Origin of the sequence: Lysinibacillus sp. JNUCC 51 (assembly GCF_015999525.1) — a bacterium.
Lineage (GTDB): Bacteria > Bacillota > Bacilli > Bacillales_A > Planococcaceae > Lysinibacillus > Lysinibacillus xylanilyticus.
In genome coordinates, this window is sequence record NZ_CP065545.1 from 1,378,055 (window position 1) to 1,393,956 (window position 15,902).

The 15,902-nt window shown below is 37.7% G+C and carries 13 protein-coding genes; 3 read left to right on the forward strand and 10 right to left on the reverse strand.

Features of this window, described 5'->3' with window-relative positions; translation table 11 throughout:
- Nucleotides 1–99: 99 nt before the first annotated feature.
- Together JNUCC51_RS07005 and ytvI are read left to right on the forward strand one after the other, a co-directional pair.
- Entirely contained in the window at nucleotides 100–465 is a 366-nt protein-coding gene (locus JNUCC51_RS07005) for a YugN family protein (protein WP_337991394.1), read from the forward strand.
- A gap of 207 nt (nucleotides 466–672) precedes the next feature.
- On the forward strand, nucleotides 673–1,737 hold the full coding sequence (gene ytvI / locus JNUCC51_RS07010; RefSeq protein WP_337991395.1) for a sporulation integral membrane protein YtvI: 1,065 nt from the start codon (nucleotides 673–675) through the stop codon (nucleotides 1,735–1,737).
- A gap of 99 nt (nucleotides 1,738–1,836) precedes the next feature.
- Here the strand turns inward: ytvI and JNUCC51_RS07015 are convergent, their stop codons facing one another.
- The 7 genes from JNUCC51_RS07015 to cyoE form a co-directional block, all read right to left on the reverse strand.
- The gene (locus tag JNUCC51_RS07015; protein ID WP_337991396.1) at nucleotides 1,837–2,298 is read right to left on the reverse strand and encodes a DUF420 domain-containing protein; all 462 of its coding nucleotides are present in this window, start codon (nucleotides 2,296–2,298) and stop codon (nucleotides 1,837–1,839) included.
- Nucleotides 2,299–2,332: 34 nt separating this feature from the next.
- On the reverse strand, nucleotides 2,333–3,262 hold the full coding sequence (gene ctaG / locus JNUCC51_RS07020; RefSeq protein ID WP_337991397.1) for a cytochrome c oxidase assembly factor CtaG: 930 nt from the start codon (nucleotides 3,260–3,262) through the stop codon (nucleotides 2,333–2,335).
- 973 nt (nucleotides 3,263–4,235) lie between these two features.
- On the reverse strand, nucleotides 4,236–4,580 hold the full coding sequence (locus JNUCC51_RS07025; protein ID WP_049668310.1) for a cytochrome C oxidase subunit IV family protein: 345 nt from the start codon (nucleotides 4,578–4,580) through the stop codon (nucleotides 4,236–4,238).
- A gap of 1 nt (nucleotide 4,581) precedes the next feature.
- Nucleotides 4,582–5,208: a cytochrome c oxidase subunit 3 gene (locus JNUCC51_RS07030; protein ID WP_337991398.1), complete on the reverse strand. Its 627-nt coding sequence runs from the start codon at nucleotides 5,206–5,208 to the stop codon at nucleotides 4,582–4,584.
- Nucleotides 5,208–7,091, reverse strand: a complete 1,884-nt coding sequence (gene ctaD, locus JNUCC51_RS07035) for a cytochrome c oxidase subunit I (protein ID WP_049668308.1) — start codon at nucleotides 7,089–7,091, stop codon at nucleotides 5,208–5,210. The genes JNUCC51_RS07030 and ctaD overlap by 1 nt, the downstream gene beginning before the upstream one ends.
- A 41-nt stretch (nucleotides 7,092–7,132) precedes the next feature.
- Complete coding sequence (gene coxB, locus JNUCC51_RS07040) at nucleotides 7,133–8,221, reverse strand: cytochrome c oxidase subunit II (RefSeq protein ID WP_337991399.1); 1,089 nt, start codon at nucleotides 8,219–8,221, stop codon at nucleotides 7,133–7,135.
- A gap of 100 nt (nucleotides 8,222–8,321) precedes the next feature.
- A complete protein-coding gene (gene cyoE / locus JNUCC51_RS07045; RefSeq protein ID WP_337991400.1) occupies nucleotides 8,322–9,239 on the reverse strand; it encodes a heme o synthase in 918 nt (305 codons plus the stop codon).
- A gap of 337 nt (nucleotides 9,240–9,576) precedes the next feature.
- On the opposite strand from cyoE, the gene JNUCC51_RS07050 reads away from it, so the two are divergent.
- Entirely contained in the window at nucleotides 9,577–10,500 is a 924-nt protein-coding gene (locus tag JNUCC51_RS07050; protein ID WP_337991401.1) for a COX15/CtaA family protein, read from the forward strand.
- 278 nt (nucleotides 10,501–10,778) lie between these two features.
- Here the strand turns inward: JNUCC51_RS07050 and pyc are convergent, their stop codons facing one another.
- The 3 genes from pyc to JNUCC51_RS07065 are packed head-to-tail and all read right to left on the reverse strand — an operon-like array spanning nucleotide 10,779 to nucleotide 15,751.
- Nucleotides 10,779–14,213, reverse strand: a complete 3,435-nt coding sequence (gene pyc / locus JNUCC51_RS07055; protein ID WP_337991402.1) for a pyruvate carboxylase — start codon at nucleotides 14,211–14,213, stop codon at nucleotides 10,779–10,781.
- A gap of 12 nt (nucleotides 14,214–14,225) precedes the next feature.
- Nucleotides 14,226–15,410 (reverse strand): FtsW/RodA/SpoVE family cell cycle protein, encoded by a 1,185-nt coding sequence (locus JNUCC51_RS07060; protein WP_337991403.1) that lies wholly within the window; start codon nucleotides 15,408–15,410, stop codon nucleotides 14,226–14,228.
- 59 nt (nucleotides 15,411–15,469) lie between these two features.
- Nucleotides 15,470–15,751 carry an Fpa/YlaN family protein gene (locus JNUCC51_RS07065; protein WP_049668302.1) on the reverse strand — a complete coding sequence of 94 codons (282 nt, stop codon included), beginning with the start codon at nucleotides 15,749–15,751 and terminating at the stop codon, nucleotides 15,470–15,472.
- Nucleotides 15,752–15,902 lie beyond the last annotated feature (151 nt).

Consider the following 15,902-nt stretch of genomic DNA (forward strand, 5'->3'; position numbering starts at 1 on the left):
AATTGGGTTGACACAATGTTGTCATTGCAACAATGTCGAATATGCTCTATTATAAAAATGAGCGTATACTTTGTACGAGAACCTAAAGGAGGATTAAAGATGTATTTCGAAAATACTAACCTTGAAAATTTAACAGCTGATCAAGAACTTATTGTAAGCGTCATGAAAAAAAATGGCTTAGAATGTGATGGCGGCTGGGATTACGAGCGTATGACATTTGATAAGCGTTTCGATACTCGTGAAGGTCGTTATTACCTACGTGTATTCTCATATGCTAAATCTGGAGATGTTGGTGCACACGATGCAATCTTAACACTAATGAAACCAGTACTTGGTAAGTACTACTATCCACACGGCGTTGAGTATGGTGATGATGAAGTTTATCCAGCTCATCTTGTAACAAAATGTGAAGAAATCTTAAAAAAGGTTAAATTAGACCTAGAAGCATTTGAAATTCATGCATAATTTTAGATAGTTATTTCACTTTGCATACATGTCGATTAAACATCGAAATTATTTTATTTTTTTATTAGGGTTAACAGTAAATTGGCAACAGCATGCAGTGCAATAGCTAAATCTGAAAAGACTGGTGGTCCAGTCTTTTTTATTTTGAGTAAAAATTTTATTTCTTCTCATACTAACTATATCTTTTACATGATGTAGGTGAGATAAATGTTACAATTTTTCAAACACCCCTTTTTTCGCCATCCGATCATCGTTATAGCTATCGGAATTGCAATTCTCTGGCTTATATCCCTGTCATTACCCATACTGCTTGCCTACGTAACTGCATTATTATTGGAACCTGTCATCATACGAATTAGTAAACGGTTCCGAAAAAAACGCAAAATAGTCGCATCCATTTTTTTCTTACTCTTCTCAAGCATGACATTACTATTATGTATTCTCATTATATTTATAAGCTGGAAACAATTTTCAACATTTATCGTTCATATTCCAGAGTACCTCAATCAGCTATCAGCCCTATGGATTCAAATACAATCCAAGCTTTCCAACTTTACTTATCATTTGCCCTTAGATCTTGTTATACAAATTCAACTTATGATAGCACGGGCTCTATCTTCAATCGAGAAATATGCTCTTTCTTTAACAAATTTGAATGTTTGGTCATCTTCACTTACGTATATAACTTCTCGTTTATTTGATATTTTTGTTTATTGGATTGTATTATATATGTTTCTTTTAGAATTACCGAGTATTAACCGTAAAATATTTGCACCTATTTCATTTCATTATCATCAAAAAATACTATTTATTGGAGAGCGAGTAAAACTTGCTTTATTTGGTTTTGTAAAAGCACAATTTTTAGTGGGTATTTGCATTTTTGCTGTAGCTTTTGGAACCTTTTATTTTCTTAAAACTCCATTCCCACTTATTTTAGCACTTTTACTAGTCATTTTAGATTTCGTTCCTTTTTTAGATTCATTTATTTTGCTTCTTCCTTGGGCTATATACAAAGCCTTTACAGGTGATTATATCTATGCTGTTGCGCTAGTCGCACTTACGATCATACAATTTTTAGTTCGACGTATGATTGAGCCCAGAGTTATTGGAAATAAAGTTGGACTCTCCTCACTAACAACTTTTATCGCAATGTTTATCGGTTTTGAAATGTTTGGATTTCCCGGTATTTTAATTGGTCCTTTACTCGTTGTTGTTTTCGTTTCCCTATTTAAACAAACATCCATAAAAAATCTCCCACCTTCTCAAAAATAAGGAGGGAGATATTTTTTTATCAATTATGACTCGGCATAATTGCGTCCGGAATCGGCTTGTATTTAGGCCTGCGGATGTTTGTCCACCCGCTAAAAGTAGTTAAAATCCTAGAATAGCTTTAATGACAGATGTTGTTTCACCTGGTTCAAACATAACATATAGTAAAATGTATACTAAAACTCCGGTAATAGCTACGAAGAACCAAATAATACTTGTAATCGGTCCAATACGACGGTGAAGCTTTAGATTAGTTTTCAAACCAGAAATAATACTAACAATTCCAAATACTGCTCCAGTTGTTGCGAGAGTAATGTGGAAAATTAAGAAGAATGTGTAATAAGGCTTTAAATCTTCTCCTCCACCAAACGCTGTGTTACCAATAAAGACTGTACGTGAAGCGTATATAATAAAGAAGATAAGTGCTGCAACTCCTGCTGCAAGCATTACTTTTTTATGTGCCTCTACGTTTCTTTTTATAATTAAGCCCCAACCAATAGCTACAAGTACTGCACTAATAACGATGAATGATGTACTTATAGTAGGCAAAATTTGCAATTCCATTTACAAAACCCCTTATACAAATTAAAATTTCTTTTTACAACTGATGTTGTTGTTGATTTTCCCATTTCTTTTGATGTTCTTTTAACGCATCAGCAGTAATTTTATCAGGATCCTTTTGTTCTGAACGATACCAATTAATAAAGATCGATCCCAGTAATACACCAAAAATAAGCTCTTGTAAAATCTTCATTAAAACACCGCCTAGTTGCTGATCGGCAACAGATGTCATATTTGTAAAGAGCTCTGGTCCTGATAGAGATAAACTAGATAGTGTGGAAACTGGTACACAAAGTTCCATTGCTTTTAGCCATGCTTCACCATTTGTATATGTTTCATACATAGCATTTGGTGCAAATATAATTAATGCACACGCAGGTGTAATTAATACCGCATTAGCAATGATATAGGCTAGCTTATGCAAAGGTTTCATTTGCGAACTATTAGGCATCTTTTGAATCAAAGGCCAGTACATTAAAACTGCTGAAACAAATAATACAAATGTATATGTACCGTGTAAAGTTTCGTTTAATTTAATGTAGTCTAATACTGCAGGTAAATGGTAGAAAGAAAATAAACCAACAAACACAAATACCGCAACGACAGGGAGTGTAAGTACTTTAAATAAAGATTTAACAACTGGCGCTTCAATCGCAACTTTCCATAACCACCAAGGAATCCCCTTAATTAAGAAAATCGGTACAAGTAACAATAAAATAGCCATTTGCACCATATGCATCGTAAACATAATGTGGGCCATTAAATCTATTGGAGATCCTTTAATAATATAAATCGTTACCATTGCCAGTACAAAATAAATAGCCTCTTCTTTTTTCAAAGGCTCACTTACTTTAAAATCCTTGCGCCACTTTGTTGTGACTAGAAAATAGATGACTGTTATGAAAACAAGAACCCCTATTAAGTATGGGCTCCATAAAGCTTGGAAACCAAATATACTAAGTGGCATACAGAACGCACTCCTTTAACTTCAGTACTCCTATTATAGAACGCTTACACTTATTCTGCAATGAACGAAAGGTGAACAAATAACTATTCTAGTTTACCTTTCTTACAGGATTAACGTATCTATAAAAAAAATATTCAAAGTATATAAACCCAACATGAATTATATTATTTCTTGCTAGCTCATCATCATAACGTAGAGGTGATTTCCGTTCCAGGCTACTCGCTTTGTTGCTGTCGCTTCGCTTTCGCACAGATAAACATTTGTCGCTGACGCTTCGCTTTCGCGCAGAGCAAAGCTTCCTGCGGGCGAGCGTCGAGCCGCTTCCTCCGCTGTTGTTGCTGCCGCTACGTTAGCACTACGCTTTCGCACAGAAAACATCCGCTCCGTGCAGGGTCTCGCCTGTCTCGCTTTCCCACGGGAGTCGAGTAGCCTTCCACTCCAATCAACAGTAGCGTAGAATTTTTATTAATTTTATTCATTTCAAAATTGGACGAAACCATAATTGAACAGAATATATTTATAACAGTGTAGTAATTGACATTGTTGCCGCTGAAACTTTGTTTCGGCGCAGAAAACATTTGTTGCTGTTGCTGCTTTCGCACAGATAAAACCCTTTTGCTAAAGTTGCGTTTTATCACTTAAATTAAACCGACATGTCAGAGAATACATTCTATGTGAATTAGTTGATTGGAGTGGAGACTGGGCGACTCCTCAGGGATTAGCGAATAGAGGAACGAAGGCTAAAACCATCACATCCTGTGATAACGCCTTCGTGACCAACATCGTGTTGGCCCGAGACCCTGCAGCGAAGCGAAGCGGCTCATCGGACGCCCCCAGGAAAGCGCCCAGTCGGAACGGAAATCAACCACTCGTTTTGCTCAAGCCATACTTTAAAACTCATTAATTTCATTGATACAATAGAAAAAAGAAAAGCACGTTCCTACGCTAGGTAGTGAACGTGCTTTTTTGGTGATTACCACCAAATAATTGTTAAAAATGCTAAGAAGAATGTAAATGCGATTAGTATACCCATCCACATGAAGAAACCAATTACACCACCGAAGTGTGTTTTTTTGTCTTCTAAGTGCATGAAAGAGTAAAGTTGAAGAACAACTTGTACGCCAGCAAGCAATAAGATGAGCGGTAAAATTAAGTATTTAGAAAAATCTGCTGCAACTACTGCGAATGCGATAAACGTAAAGAAAATCATAATCGCAAAGTTAATTACTTGTTTACGCATATGAACGGCATTATGATGACGATCATACTCGTATTGTGCCTGAGACTTAGCAACTATAGATGTATCGTGTGATGACATATTATCCGATCACTCCCATCAAGTATACTACTGTAAAGATGAATACCCAAACTACGTCGATAAAGTGCCAGTATAAAGCAGCCACGAAGAATTTAGGTGCATTGTATAAGTTAAGACCACGCTTAGCATTACGAAGCATTAACGTAGTAATCCACACAAGACCTAATGTTACGTGGAAACCATGTGTACCAACTAATGAATAAAACGAAGTTGAGAATGCAGATTGGTTAAATGTAAAGCCAAGACCTACATAATGATTGAATTCATAGATTTCCAGACCTAAGAATCCAAGTCCTAAAAGTACTGTTATACCAAACCAAGTTTGCATAGCTTTAAAATTAAAGTTACGCATATGGTAAATTGCATAAACAGATGTTAATGAAGATGTTAATAATAACATCGTCATTGCGAAAGCTAAAGGTAATTCAAATAAACTTTGTGTTGTGAACTCCATGCCAGCAGGCCCTTTGTTCTTAAGCGCTAGGTAAGTAGCGAATAAACTTGCGAAAAGTACAACTTCACAGGCAAGGAAAATCCAGAAACCAACAACTTTATTTTTCCCTTCCATCGTAGCCTGTTCAGGATGATCTGGCCAAGTATGAGGAGTAAATTTAGTATTGAAATCCATTATTTATTTCCTCCTTTGCCGTAAAGATGTTCTTCAATTTCAAGAATTTCTTCTTTGTGTAAGTGGAAGCCGTGATCGTCCTTAACAGAACGGAAAATCATAGCACCAAATGTAATTGCAAGACCTGCAATTAAAACATAAATTGACCAAGGTTTATCTGCATCTGGATTATAAAGAGCACCGAATGCCGCGATAAACATACCTATAGAAATAACAAATGGGATAGCTGAGTTATTTGGCATATGAATATCACCGACTGGCTCAGCAAATGTAATTTCTTTATTACCTTCTTGTTTTTCAATCCACCAAGGATCTAAACCACGAACAAGTGGTGTTTGACGGAAGTTATAGAATGGGATTGGTTGTGGAATTGACCATTCTAATGTACGTCCATCGCCCCAAGGATCGCGACCTGCTGGTTTACCTTTGATAGACATTAAGCAGTTGATTACCATTAAGATAACCCCTACACCCATCATTAATGCACCGATTGTAGAGATATAGTTGAACTGATCCCAACCTTGACCTTCCATGTAAGTGAATACACGACGTGGCATACCCATTAAACCTAAGAAGTGTTGAACGAAGAACGTTAAATGGAATCCAATAAAGAATACCCAGAAAGTAATTTTACCTAGTGTTTCGTTTAACATACGGTTGAAGAAAATTGGCCAGTAGAAGTGCGCTGAACCAAATAACGCTGTTACGATACCACCAACGATTACGTAGTGGAAGTGAGCAACGATAAAGTAAGAATCGTGTAATTGGTAGTCAAGAGGTGCAGATGCTTGCATTACCCCTGTAACACCACCCGCAACGAATGACGGGATGAAACCAAGTGCATAAAGCATTGGTGTTGTAACTTTAATAGATCCGCCCCAAATAGTTAAGATCCAGTTAAATACTTTCATACCTGTTGGAACGGCAATTGCCATTGTTGCAACAGCAAAGATTGCGTTAGCTGTTGGCCCAAGACCAACTGTAAACATGTGGTGAGCCCAAACCATGAACCCTAAGAAACCAATTAAAATTGTTGCGAATACCATTGAAGAGTATCCAAATAAACGTTTACGAGAGAACGCTGGAATAATCTCAGAGAATAAACCAAACGCTGGTAATACTAAGATATAAACCTCTGGGTGTCCGAAGATCCAGAATAAGTGTTCCCAAATAATTGTGTTACCACCCATTGTATGGTCAAAGAAGTTACCACCGAACATACGGTCAAATAACATCATTAATAAACCAATTGTTAATGGAGGGAATGCGAATAAAATTAATGCACTTGATACAAGTGCAGTCCAAGTGAATAATGGCATACGCATGAATGTCATACCTGGAGCACGCATTGTAATAATCGTAACGATAAAGTTAAGACCTGATATTAATGTACCTGCCCCTGATATTTGTAAACCTAGAACATAGAAGTCAATACCATGTCCTGGAGAATATAAAGATAATGATGCATAAGACGTCCAGCCCGCATCAGGTGCGCCACCCATAAAGAATGATAGGTGAAGGAATAATGCACCTAGGAAGAATAACCAGAACCCTAAAGAGTTAAGGAATGGGAATGCAACGTCACGCGCACCAATTTGTAATGGTACAAGCATGTTCATAAATGCGAATAGTAATGGAGTCGCAGCTAGGAATAACATTGTTGTTCCGTGCATTGTTAATAATTCATTGAAAAAACCAGCTGAGATGAAATCGTTATTTGGTTTCATTAGTTGAATACGCATTAATAACGCTTCAAAACCAGCGATAGCGAAGAACAATGTACCGGCTAATAAATACATTACAGCTAACTTTTTATGGTCAACAGTTGTAATGTAGTCCCAGACAGTTGCTCCAAAGCCCTTTTTCTGTGTGTATGAGCTCACAACTTTTACCTCCCTCAAAGTTTGTTACATAAAACTTATAATTATTTCTCAACAGATAAGCCCATGATATAAGTTGCAAGAGCCTGAATTTGTTCGTCAGTTAAGTCGCCATAAATTGGCGCTGTACCGTCTGCGTTCATCATTAAGTTACCTGGTTTGAATTGCCCAGGATCCTTAATCCAAGCTTTTAAGTTTTCTTCATTATGTTCTAAGAAACCAGCAACACGGTTACGGTCACCAAATGCAGTTAAGTTAGGACCTTTTGAACCTGGACCGCTTGTACCAGATACAGCATGACAACCCATACAGCTCTGAGCAAATGTTGCTTCCCCAAGATCAGCTGAAGTCTTGTCAGGCATTTTTCCATCTGTTGCTTTCATTGAAGCTACCCATGCATCGAATGCATCTGGGCTTAATGCTTTAACTTTGAAGTCCATTAAAGCATGTGAAGGACCACATAACTCAGCACATTTACCATAGAATACGCCGTCTTTAAGGTCTTTTGATTCTTTATCGAATTCTAGATAGAACTTGTTTAAGTTATCAACGTTCGTATCCATTTTACCGCCTACAGCAGGAATCCAGAATGAGTGCTTAACATCGGCAGCTTTTAAGTTAAAGTAAACTTTTTGACCTGTTGGTACAACTAACTCTTGTGCAGTTACAATACCTTGGTTAGGGTATTCAAACTCCCACCAATATAATTTAGCAGTTACATTTACTGTAAGTGCTGTTTTGTCACCGTTTTCATCTACTTCGTCCATCGCAGCAACATCTGCAAATTTGTAAGTAGCAGTAACAACTGGTACAGCTAAGATTAGTAATAAAATAATTGGAATAACTGTCCAAATTATTTCAAGAGTGTGACTTCCTTCTACTTGCTTAGGAATAACGTTCTCGCCAACTTTTGAACGGCGGAATTTTAAGAATGCAAGTAAATAGATAACGGATACTATTACTACAACTAACGTCATAATCCCAGTAGCTAGCATTAATAGATTGAATTGTTCTTTACCTACTTGACCAGATGGTTTCAGTGTAGAAATATAATCTTCACCACAACCAGAAAGGAAAACCATCATCACTGCTAGTAGTGAAAAAAGACGCCATTTTTTAAGCCCTTTCATCATAGCTTAATTAAACCCCTCTTTCTTTGTTGTATTTTCATGTGTACCTAGGAAATAAGTTCTGTCTATATGAATTCTTTAAGAAAAGAAAGAATTCCTAAATTTAGCTAAACAACGCAAAAATTATGATGGATACAAATAGTATGGTCATATGATTCAACGAATAGATAAACATTTTATTTGCCCATTTCATATCATCTTTTGTAGTAAAGCCTTTAAAAGCTAGAATCAACCAGCCCAAGTTCAATGCAGTAGCTAGAATTAAGAAGCCAACCCCAAGCTCTGGTAAAAGGAATGGTAATGGTAATAATAAAAGAATCCAGAATAACATTGAGTACTTTGTACGTTTAAATCCTTTTACTACAGGTAGCATTGGTATGTTAGCTGCACGATATTCCTCAGTACGTTTCATAGCAAGTGCATAAAAATGCGGTGGTTGCCATGCAAACATGATGAGGAATAAGGCAAGTGCTCCAGGACCTAATGCAGGTTCAACAGCTGCAAACCCAATAACTGGTGGAATCGCCCCTGAAATACTTCCTACAACCGTGTTACTAACATGCTTCCTCTTTGACCACATTGAGTACAGAACAACATAAGCAAATATCCCTACTAGTCCCCACATGCCGGCCGCAAACGATGCCGCAAATAACAAAATTTCACCTACAATTAAAAATGAGAGGGCAATGGTCAATACAAAATTCGGCTTAAATCTACCCGTTACTGTCGGTCTACCCTTCGTTCTTTTCATGATTGGATCAATATCCTGATCAATAAAGTTATTCATTGCGCCTGAGCCACCAATTATGAATGCCGCACCCAGCATGGTGAACAATATAACATCGAGCTCTTGCAAGAAGTGTCTACTAGTAAATTGAAATGCCAACCACATCCCTGTAAACGTTGTGACAAGATTCGAGTTAACAATTCCAATTTTTATTAGTGCTAAGAAATCTTTTACAACAGATGTAGATGCTGGTCCACTATTTCTAGTAGCCGTCAGTGCACGACCGTTTGACATGATACCTTCTCCTTTCATTTTTGTAAGCATATTCCGCTACCAATTACTATAGCGAAATTTGCGATTGATTTCTAGACATTAAGTGAAATTTAGATGAAGTTGTAAAAATTAGCTTTGTCTAGAAAAATAATTAAAAACAACATATCTATAGTAAAACATTTTCTAAAATGAATTGTGAAGGTTAGAGCACGAAATTATGAACAATTTGTGAAATGGAATCAACATCTAATACTACCTACTCTTTACAAGTTGTTTTTTACCTGTTTTTTCGATATTATCTAGTAGCAGAAACATTACTTTCATGTAATGTTCATAGATAAAGTAGGTGACTCATTTTATGCAACACAACAGGTATATGAAATGGTTTGCTGTTGCCGCTACAGTTGGAATGCTCCTTATTTTACTAGGTGGAGCACTTGTTACCAAAACAGATAGTGGCTTAGGCTGTGGTCGAAACTGGCCTGATTGCAATGGTTCTCTTATTCCAAAAGAAATTACACCAGCAGTCTTAATTGAATTTTCACATCGTCTTGTAACTGGGGTCGTATCTATTTCAATTCTTGCGTTAACAGTTTGGACATGGCGTAAACTCGGTCATATTCGTGAAGTAAAATTATTAGGTTTCTTAGCGATGTTTTTCTTACTCGCACAAGCTCTTATTGGGGCGGCTCAAGTGTTGTGGGGACAAGGTGATTTCATATTAGCGCTCCACTTTGGGATTTCTCTTATTTCCTTTGCTGCTGTTCTCCTTCTTTCTATGATTGTATTTGAAGTCGATCGGAAATTTGATGCCGATAACGTTTTTATTGGAAAAAAATTACGTTGGCATACGATTGCTGTCACAATTTATTCTTATTTAGTAGTTTATACAGGGGCGCTTGTTCGCCATACAGATTCTAGCTTAATATGTCCTGACTGGCCATTTTGCAATAACGAAACACCATTCGCAGCTTTTAATAATATGTATGAATGGGTGCAAATGGGACATCGTCTAGCTGTTCTTATCTTTTTCATTTGGATTGCATACATAACTTGGCACGCTGTAAAAGAATATAAAAATCAACGTGTTATTTACTTCGGCTGGATTATTGCCTTTACTATAGTAATTTTACAAGTAATTGCTGGTATGTTAGTAGTCCTAACTAAATTGAATTTAACAGTCGCATTACTTCATTCATTATTCATTTCAATTCTATTTGGTCTACTTTGTTATATGGTAATGCTTGTAGCACGTAGCAATTATAATGAAAAAAACAAATAATAGTAGAAAAAGATTCGCCATATTTTCCGATGGCGAATCTTTTTCTTTCCAAACGCTTCTACCTAATTAATATGTCAAAATATCGACAAGTTTATTATTAAAAAATAGTAATATTAATAGGTACATTCTCAAAATTTAAGAATGACATTTTTTAAACCTATGCCATGTAAATATGCTGATTGGGGTGACCCTACATTATAGTAAAGAGCGAATAGAGCAAAATAAAAAAGGTTATTAGTATGCTATAAAAGCCATCTAATAACCTTCTTTTTTGTCAATTATTCAATTTCAATTAACAAATCACCTGTTGAAATGGCGTCGCCCGCACTTGCGTATACTTCTTTCACGATACCATCTTTCGGTGCTTGGACAGTCGTTTCCATTTTCATCGCTTCGGTAATTAGTAAATGATCCCCACGTTTTACAGGGCTTCCTTTCGATACGACTACCTTTAATACCGTACCTGGCATCGTTGCGCCAATTTGATTTGGATTGCTTGGATCCGCTTTTAATGCCAGGCTACCATCCACTTCGACAGTCATATCTTGAATGACTAATTCACGGGATTGACCGTTTAGCTCAAAGTAAATAACACGCGTACCATCGTGCTGTGGTTCACCAATGGAAACAAGTTTAATAATCAGTGTTTTTCCTTTTTCGATCTCGACTTCGATTTCTTCGCCTAGTTTTAACCCGTACAGGAATGTTGGCGTATCTAATACCGAAATATTGCCGAAGGAGTTCACTGTTTTTGCATACTCTTCAAACACTTTTGGATACAAAGCAAACGCTAGCACATCCTGTTTCGTCACGGCACGATTTAATTTTTCCTCAAGTACTACCTCTAATTGTTCGAAATTCACAGGCTCCAATAGCTCGCCAGGACGTACCGTAATTGCTTCACGATCCTTTAGCACAACCTTTTGCAGTTCCTCTGGGAAGCCACCATGTGGTTGTCCTAAATAACCCTGGAAGAACTCAATCACAGAATCTGGGAAGTCGATAGTTTTCCCTCTTGTCAATACAGAGTTTTCATCTAAATCATTTTGTACCATAAATAACGCCATATCACCAACTACTTTCGATGAAGGGGTTACTTTGACAATATCACCAAATAGAAGGTTTACACGGGAATACATGTGCTTCACTTCTTCCCATCTGTCCCCAAGGCCCACTGCTTTGGCCTGTTGCTGCAAGTTACTGTATTGGCCACCCGGCATCTCGTGGACATAAATTTCAGAGTGCGGGCTAATCATGCCACTTTCAAAATCCTTATAATATTTACGTACATCTTCCCAATAGTACGATAATTTTTCAAGCGCATCGATATCGGCACGAACCTCACGCTTACTTCCCTTCATTGCATAATACAATGAATTTGCACTTGGCTGAGACGTTAAACCTGCCATCGAACCTAGCGCTGTATCAATGATGTCTACTCCTGCCTCGATCGCCTTGGCATATAAATAAATACCATTGCCACTAGTATCATGCGTATGCAGATGGATTGGTAGACTTGTCGTCTCTTTCAACTCGGAAATTAAACGATATGCTGCTTCTGGTTTCAATAATCCAGCCATATCTTTTATCGCTAAAATATGCGCACCTGCTGCTTCTAGCTCCTTTGCCATTTCCTTGTAGTATTGAACTGAATATTTTGCTCTTGTTTCATCAAAAATATCTCCTGTGTAACAGATCGCAGCTTCAGCAATTTTACCTGATTGTCGTGCAGCATCAATGGCTACTTCCATTCCTTTAATCCAGTTCAAGCTATCGAAAATACGGAAAACATCAATGCCTGATGCCGCTGATTCAGCGATAAACTCACGAATTAAATTATCTGGGTAGTTTGTGTAGCCGACTGCATTCGCACCACGCAATAACATTTGGAATAGCACATTCGGTACTTGTTCACGCAGCTTGGCAAGGCGCTCCCATGGGTCTTCTTTTAAGAAACGATACGCCACATCAAACGTCGCGCCTCCCCACATTTCAAGTGAGAAGAAATCATGCATCATGCGCGCTGTCGCATCTGCAATTTCGAACATATCCTGTGAACGTACTCGTGTCGCAAGAAGTGATTGGTGTGCATCTCGGAAAGTTGTATCCGTTAATAGCACGTCTTCTTGCTCTAGAATCCATTTCACAAGCCCATCTGCTCCTTGGGCATCTAAAATTTGCTTTGTCCCCGCTGGAGGAACGATTAATTTATCGACTTTTGGGATACTCGGTTGTACGAAAATTGGTTTTGCCTTCTTCTCTACTCCAGGGAAGCCATTCAGCGTCACATTGCCAATATAGCTTAAGAGCTTTGTCCCACGGTCCTTGCGCTCAGGGAATATAAATAGTTCAGGTGTTGTATCGATAAAGCTTGTATCAAATTCACCCGTTAAAAATTTCTCATGCGTCACGACATTATTTAAGAATGGGATATTCGTTTTCACCCCACGAATACGGAACTCTTTTAAATTTCGGTCCATTTTTGCTGCGGCTTCTTTAAACGTCATCCCTGTTGTTGAAATTTTCACTAGTAATGAATCATAGTACGGTGTTACTACAGCCCCTTGGAAGCCATTACCAGCATCTAATCGAACGCCGAAACCACCGCTTGAACGATACACCATGAGCTTCCCTGTATCTGGCATAAAGTCATTAGCCGGGTCTTCAGTTGTGACACGTGCTTGAATCGCATAGCCGATCATTGGAACATCCGCCTGTTGTGGAACATGGATTTCCTCACTATGCAGACCGTAGCCTGCTGCCACTTTAATTTGGGCGTGCACAATATCGACACCCGTAATCATTTCAGTAATTGTATGCTCTACTTGAATACGAGGGTTGACCTCGATGAAATAAAAATCCTCGCCTGCAACTAAAAACTCTACTGTCCCCGCATTTATGTATGAGACATTTTTCATTAATTGAACCGCCGCATCGCAAATTCGGCCTCTTAAATCTTCCGAAATTGAATTAGATGGTGCGATTTCAACAACCTTTTGATGACGACGTTGGATCGAACAATCACGTTCATATAAATGAATGATATTGCCCTGTTGATCGCCAATAATTTGGACTTCAATGTGCTTTGGCTTAATAATAGCCTTTTCTACATATACCTCATCAGAGCCAAATGCTGCCTTCGCCTCTGATTTTGCACGTTCATAAGAGGAAGCTAGCTCCTTTTCTGTATGAACAAGGCGCATTCCACGACCACCGCCGCCTAGCGCTGCCTTAATCATAATTGGATAATCATATGCGCTTGCAAAAGCCTCTACCTCTGCTAGATTTTCTACTGGACCATCTGTACCAGGAATAACAGGAATGCCTGCAGCAATTGCTTGTTCACGCGCCTTCACCTTATCTCCAAACATATCTAAATGCTTGGAAGTCGGCCCAATGAAGACAATCCCCTCTTCTTCACATCGACGTGCAAATTCTACGTTTTCCGATAAAAAACCATAACCCGGATGAATCGCATCAACATTAGCATCTTTGGCAATCGAAATAATGCCCTCAATATCTAAATAAGCATCAATTGGTTTCTTGCCAGCTCCTACTAAATAGGCCTCATCTGCTTTAAAGCGATGGAAAGCCCCACTGTCCTCCCGCGAATAAATGGCTACTGTTTGGATATTCAACTCTGTACATGCACGGAAAATACGAATTGCAATTTCTCCTCGATTGGCTACGAGAATTTTTTTGATTGACTCCATTGATATCCCCCTTTATGATTGTGTCTTTTTCCTTTCTATCTTTTCAAACATAGAAACATTGATTAATATTCCCATTGCTAAAGATAGAATAATTATAGATGTCCCGCCATAGCTAATAAAAGGTAACGTTACACCGGTTAACGGGATTAACCCAGTTACACCCCCAAGATTGATAAACGTTTGCCAGCCAATCCAGCTCGCAATACCAGCCGCAATCATACGTGCTAGTGGATCTTTCGTACGCAACGCAATCGAAAATCCTTTATATACAATAAATCCTAAACCACCTAATACGATAAGAACTCCCCAAATTCCTAGTTCCTCCATTATAATCGCCATAATAAAATCGGTTTGTGGTTCAGGCAAATACCCCAATTTTTGAATCGACTGACCGAGACCTCTTCCTTCTAAACCGCCTCCGCCAATTGCATAATAGCTATTGACAACTTGATGACCACTACCATCTTCATAATTAAAAGGGTTTATGTATGATAGAATACGGCCTTGACGATTTTTTGTTAAAATGTTTCCTTTAAACAACAATAATATACCGAGGATAATTCCCCCAAATGCACCTAATACCCCAAAAAACTTCCAAAATGTTTTAAATGGAATACCGCTCGCTGCTACCACGGAAACAGCAATTCCACATAGAATAATACTTGCTCCCAAATCGGTTTCAAATGCTACACCAGCAACAATAAGAATCCAGAGGAATATTGGATAAAATATTTCTGTTGGTTGTAGCTTTTCAAGTGTATATTTTTGTCCTTTCCGATAAAAAGCAGCAGCAAAATATAAAATTATAAATAGCTTCGCATATTCAGAAGGCTGAAAGTTCCCAAAACCCGGAACGTGAATCCAACTTTTAGATCCTATTCCTGCTTCATCACCATTACCAGCAATTTTCACCCAAGTAAATAGCACAACAAGCACAGCCGTAAGTAGCAACATAACTTTTTTATTCGCATAATGCTTGTATGGGAAAAATGCTGCCCCTAAAAATCCAAGAAAAGCTACAATTAAATTGATTACTTGCTTGTGATAAAAGAAATCTGGATCTTGTTTTTTTATTACAATCGCTACCATTATACTTGAACTATAAATCATTACTAATCCAAATAAGCTTAATAATAGGAACGTAAAAAATAATGGGTAATCAAAATTTTGTGCATAACGTTTTAAGTATTGTTTCATTGGAAAACCTCATTCTAGAAAAAAACTCAAATCGCAAATTGCGTTTGAGTTTTTTCTTTTTATTTGTCTGTATACGCGTCGTGTAGTACAGAAAGTTCTTTCTCGAGTGAATCGAGAATTTCCTTGCCTTTTTCGCGATCAACGAGTCCAAGCTTCACAGCAAAGTCAATTTCACGTGAAAGGCCGAACATTTGTGTATCTAATACTTCTTCATATAAAGGGCATTGTGGCATTGTTAAATGATCCATTTGTACTCGAATGAGGCGAGCAATTTTATCTGCATCAGCAACTAAAAGCTCCAAAGCCTTCTCTTGAAAAGAAGTTTGTGATTTAGTATCCATGAGGACGCCCCCATTATCTGATATTTCTTCGATTCTATCTTAATAAAGTTTATCTTTTAGTCGTTAAAAATGCAAGTGTCTACATTGGAAAATAGAGAAATCGAATTATATTTCTTTATTATCTCTAGTCATTAGCGTTATACTATTTCAT

Excerpts from the sequence above, each read along its gene's own strand:
- JNUCC51_RS07005 (WP_337991394.1), top strand. The coding sequence starts at position 100 with ATGTATTTCGAAAATACTAACCTTGAAAATTTAACAGCTGATCAAGAA.
- ytvI (WP_337991395.1), top strand. The coding sequence starts at position 673 with ATGTTACAATTTTTCAAACACCCCTTTTTTCGCCATCCGATCATCGTT.
- JNUCC51_RS07015 (WP_337991396.1), bottom strand. The coding sequence starts at position 2,298 with ATGGAATTGCAAATTTTGCCTACTATAAGTACATCATTCATCGTTATT.
- ctaG (WP_337991397.1), bottom strand. The coding sequence starts at position 3,262 with ATGCCACTTAGTATATTTGGTTTCCAAGCTTTATGGAGCCCATACTTA.
- JNUCC51_RS07025 (WP_049668310.1), bottom strand. The coding sequence starts at position 4,580 with ATGTCATCACACGATACATCTATAGTTGCTAAGTCTCAGGCACAATAC.
- JNUCC51_RS07030 (WP_337991398.1), bottom strand. The coding sequence starts at position 5,208 with ATGGATTTCAATACTAAATTTACTCCTCATACTTGGCCAGATCATCCT.
- coxB (WP_337991399.1), bottom strand. The coding sequence starts at position 8,221 with ATGATGAAAGGGCTTAAAAAATGGCGTCTTTTTTCACTACTAGCAGTG.
- cyoE (WP_337991400.1), bottom strand. The coding sequence starts at position 9,239 with ATGTCAAACGGTCGTGCACTGACGGCTACTAGAAATAGTGGACCAGCA.
- JNUCC51_RS07050 (WP_337991401.1), top strand. The coding sequence starts at position 9,577 with ATGCAACACAACAGGTATATGAAATGGTTTGCTGTTGCCGCTACAGTT.
- pyc (WP_337991402.1), bottom strand. The coding sequence starts at position 14,213 with ATGGAGTCAATCAAAAAAATTCTCGTAGCCAATCGAGGAGAAATTGCA.
- JNUCC51_RS07060 (WP_337991403.1), bottom strand. The coding sequence starts at position 15,410 with ATGAAACAATACTTAAAACGTTATGCACAAAATTTTGATTACCCATTA.
- JNUCC51_RS07065 (WP_049668302.1), bottom strand. The coding sequence starts at position 15,751 with ATGGATACTAAATCACAAACTTCTTTTCAAGAGAAGGCTTTGGAGCTT.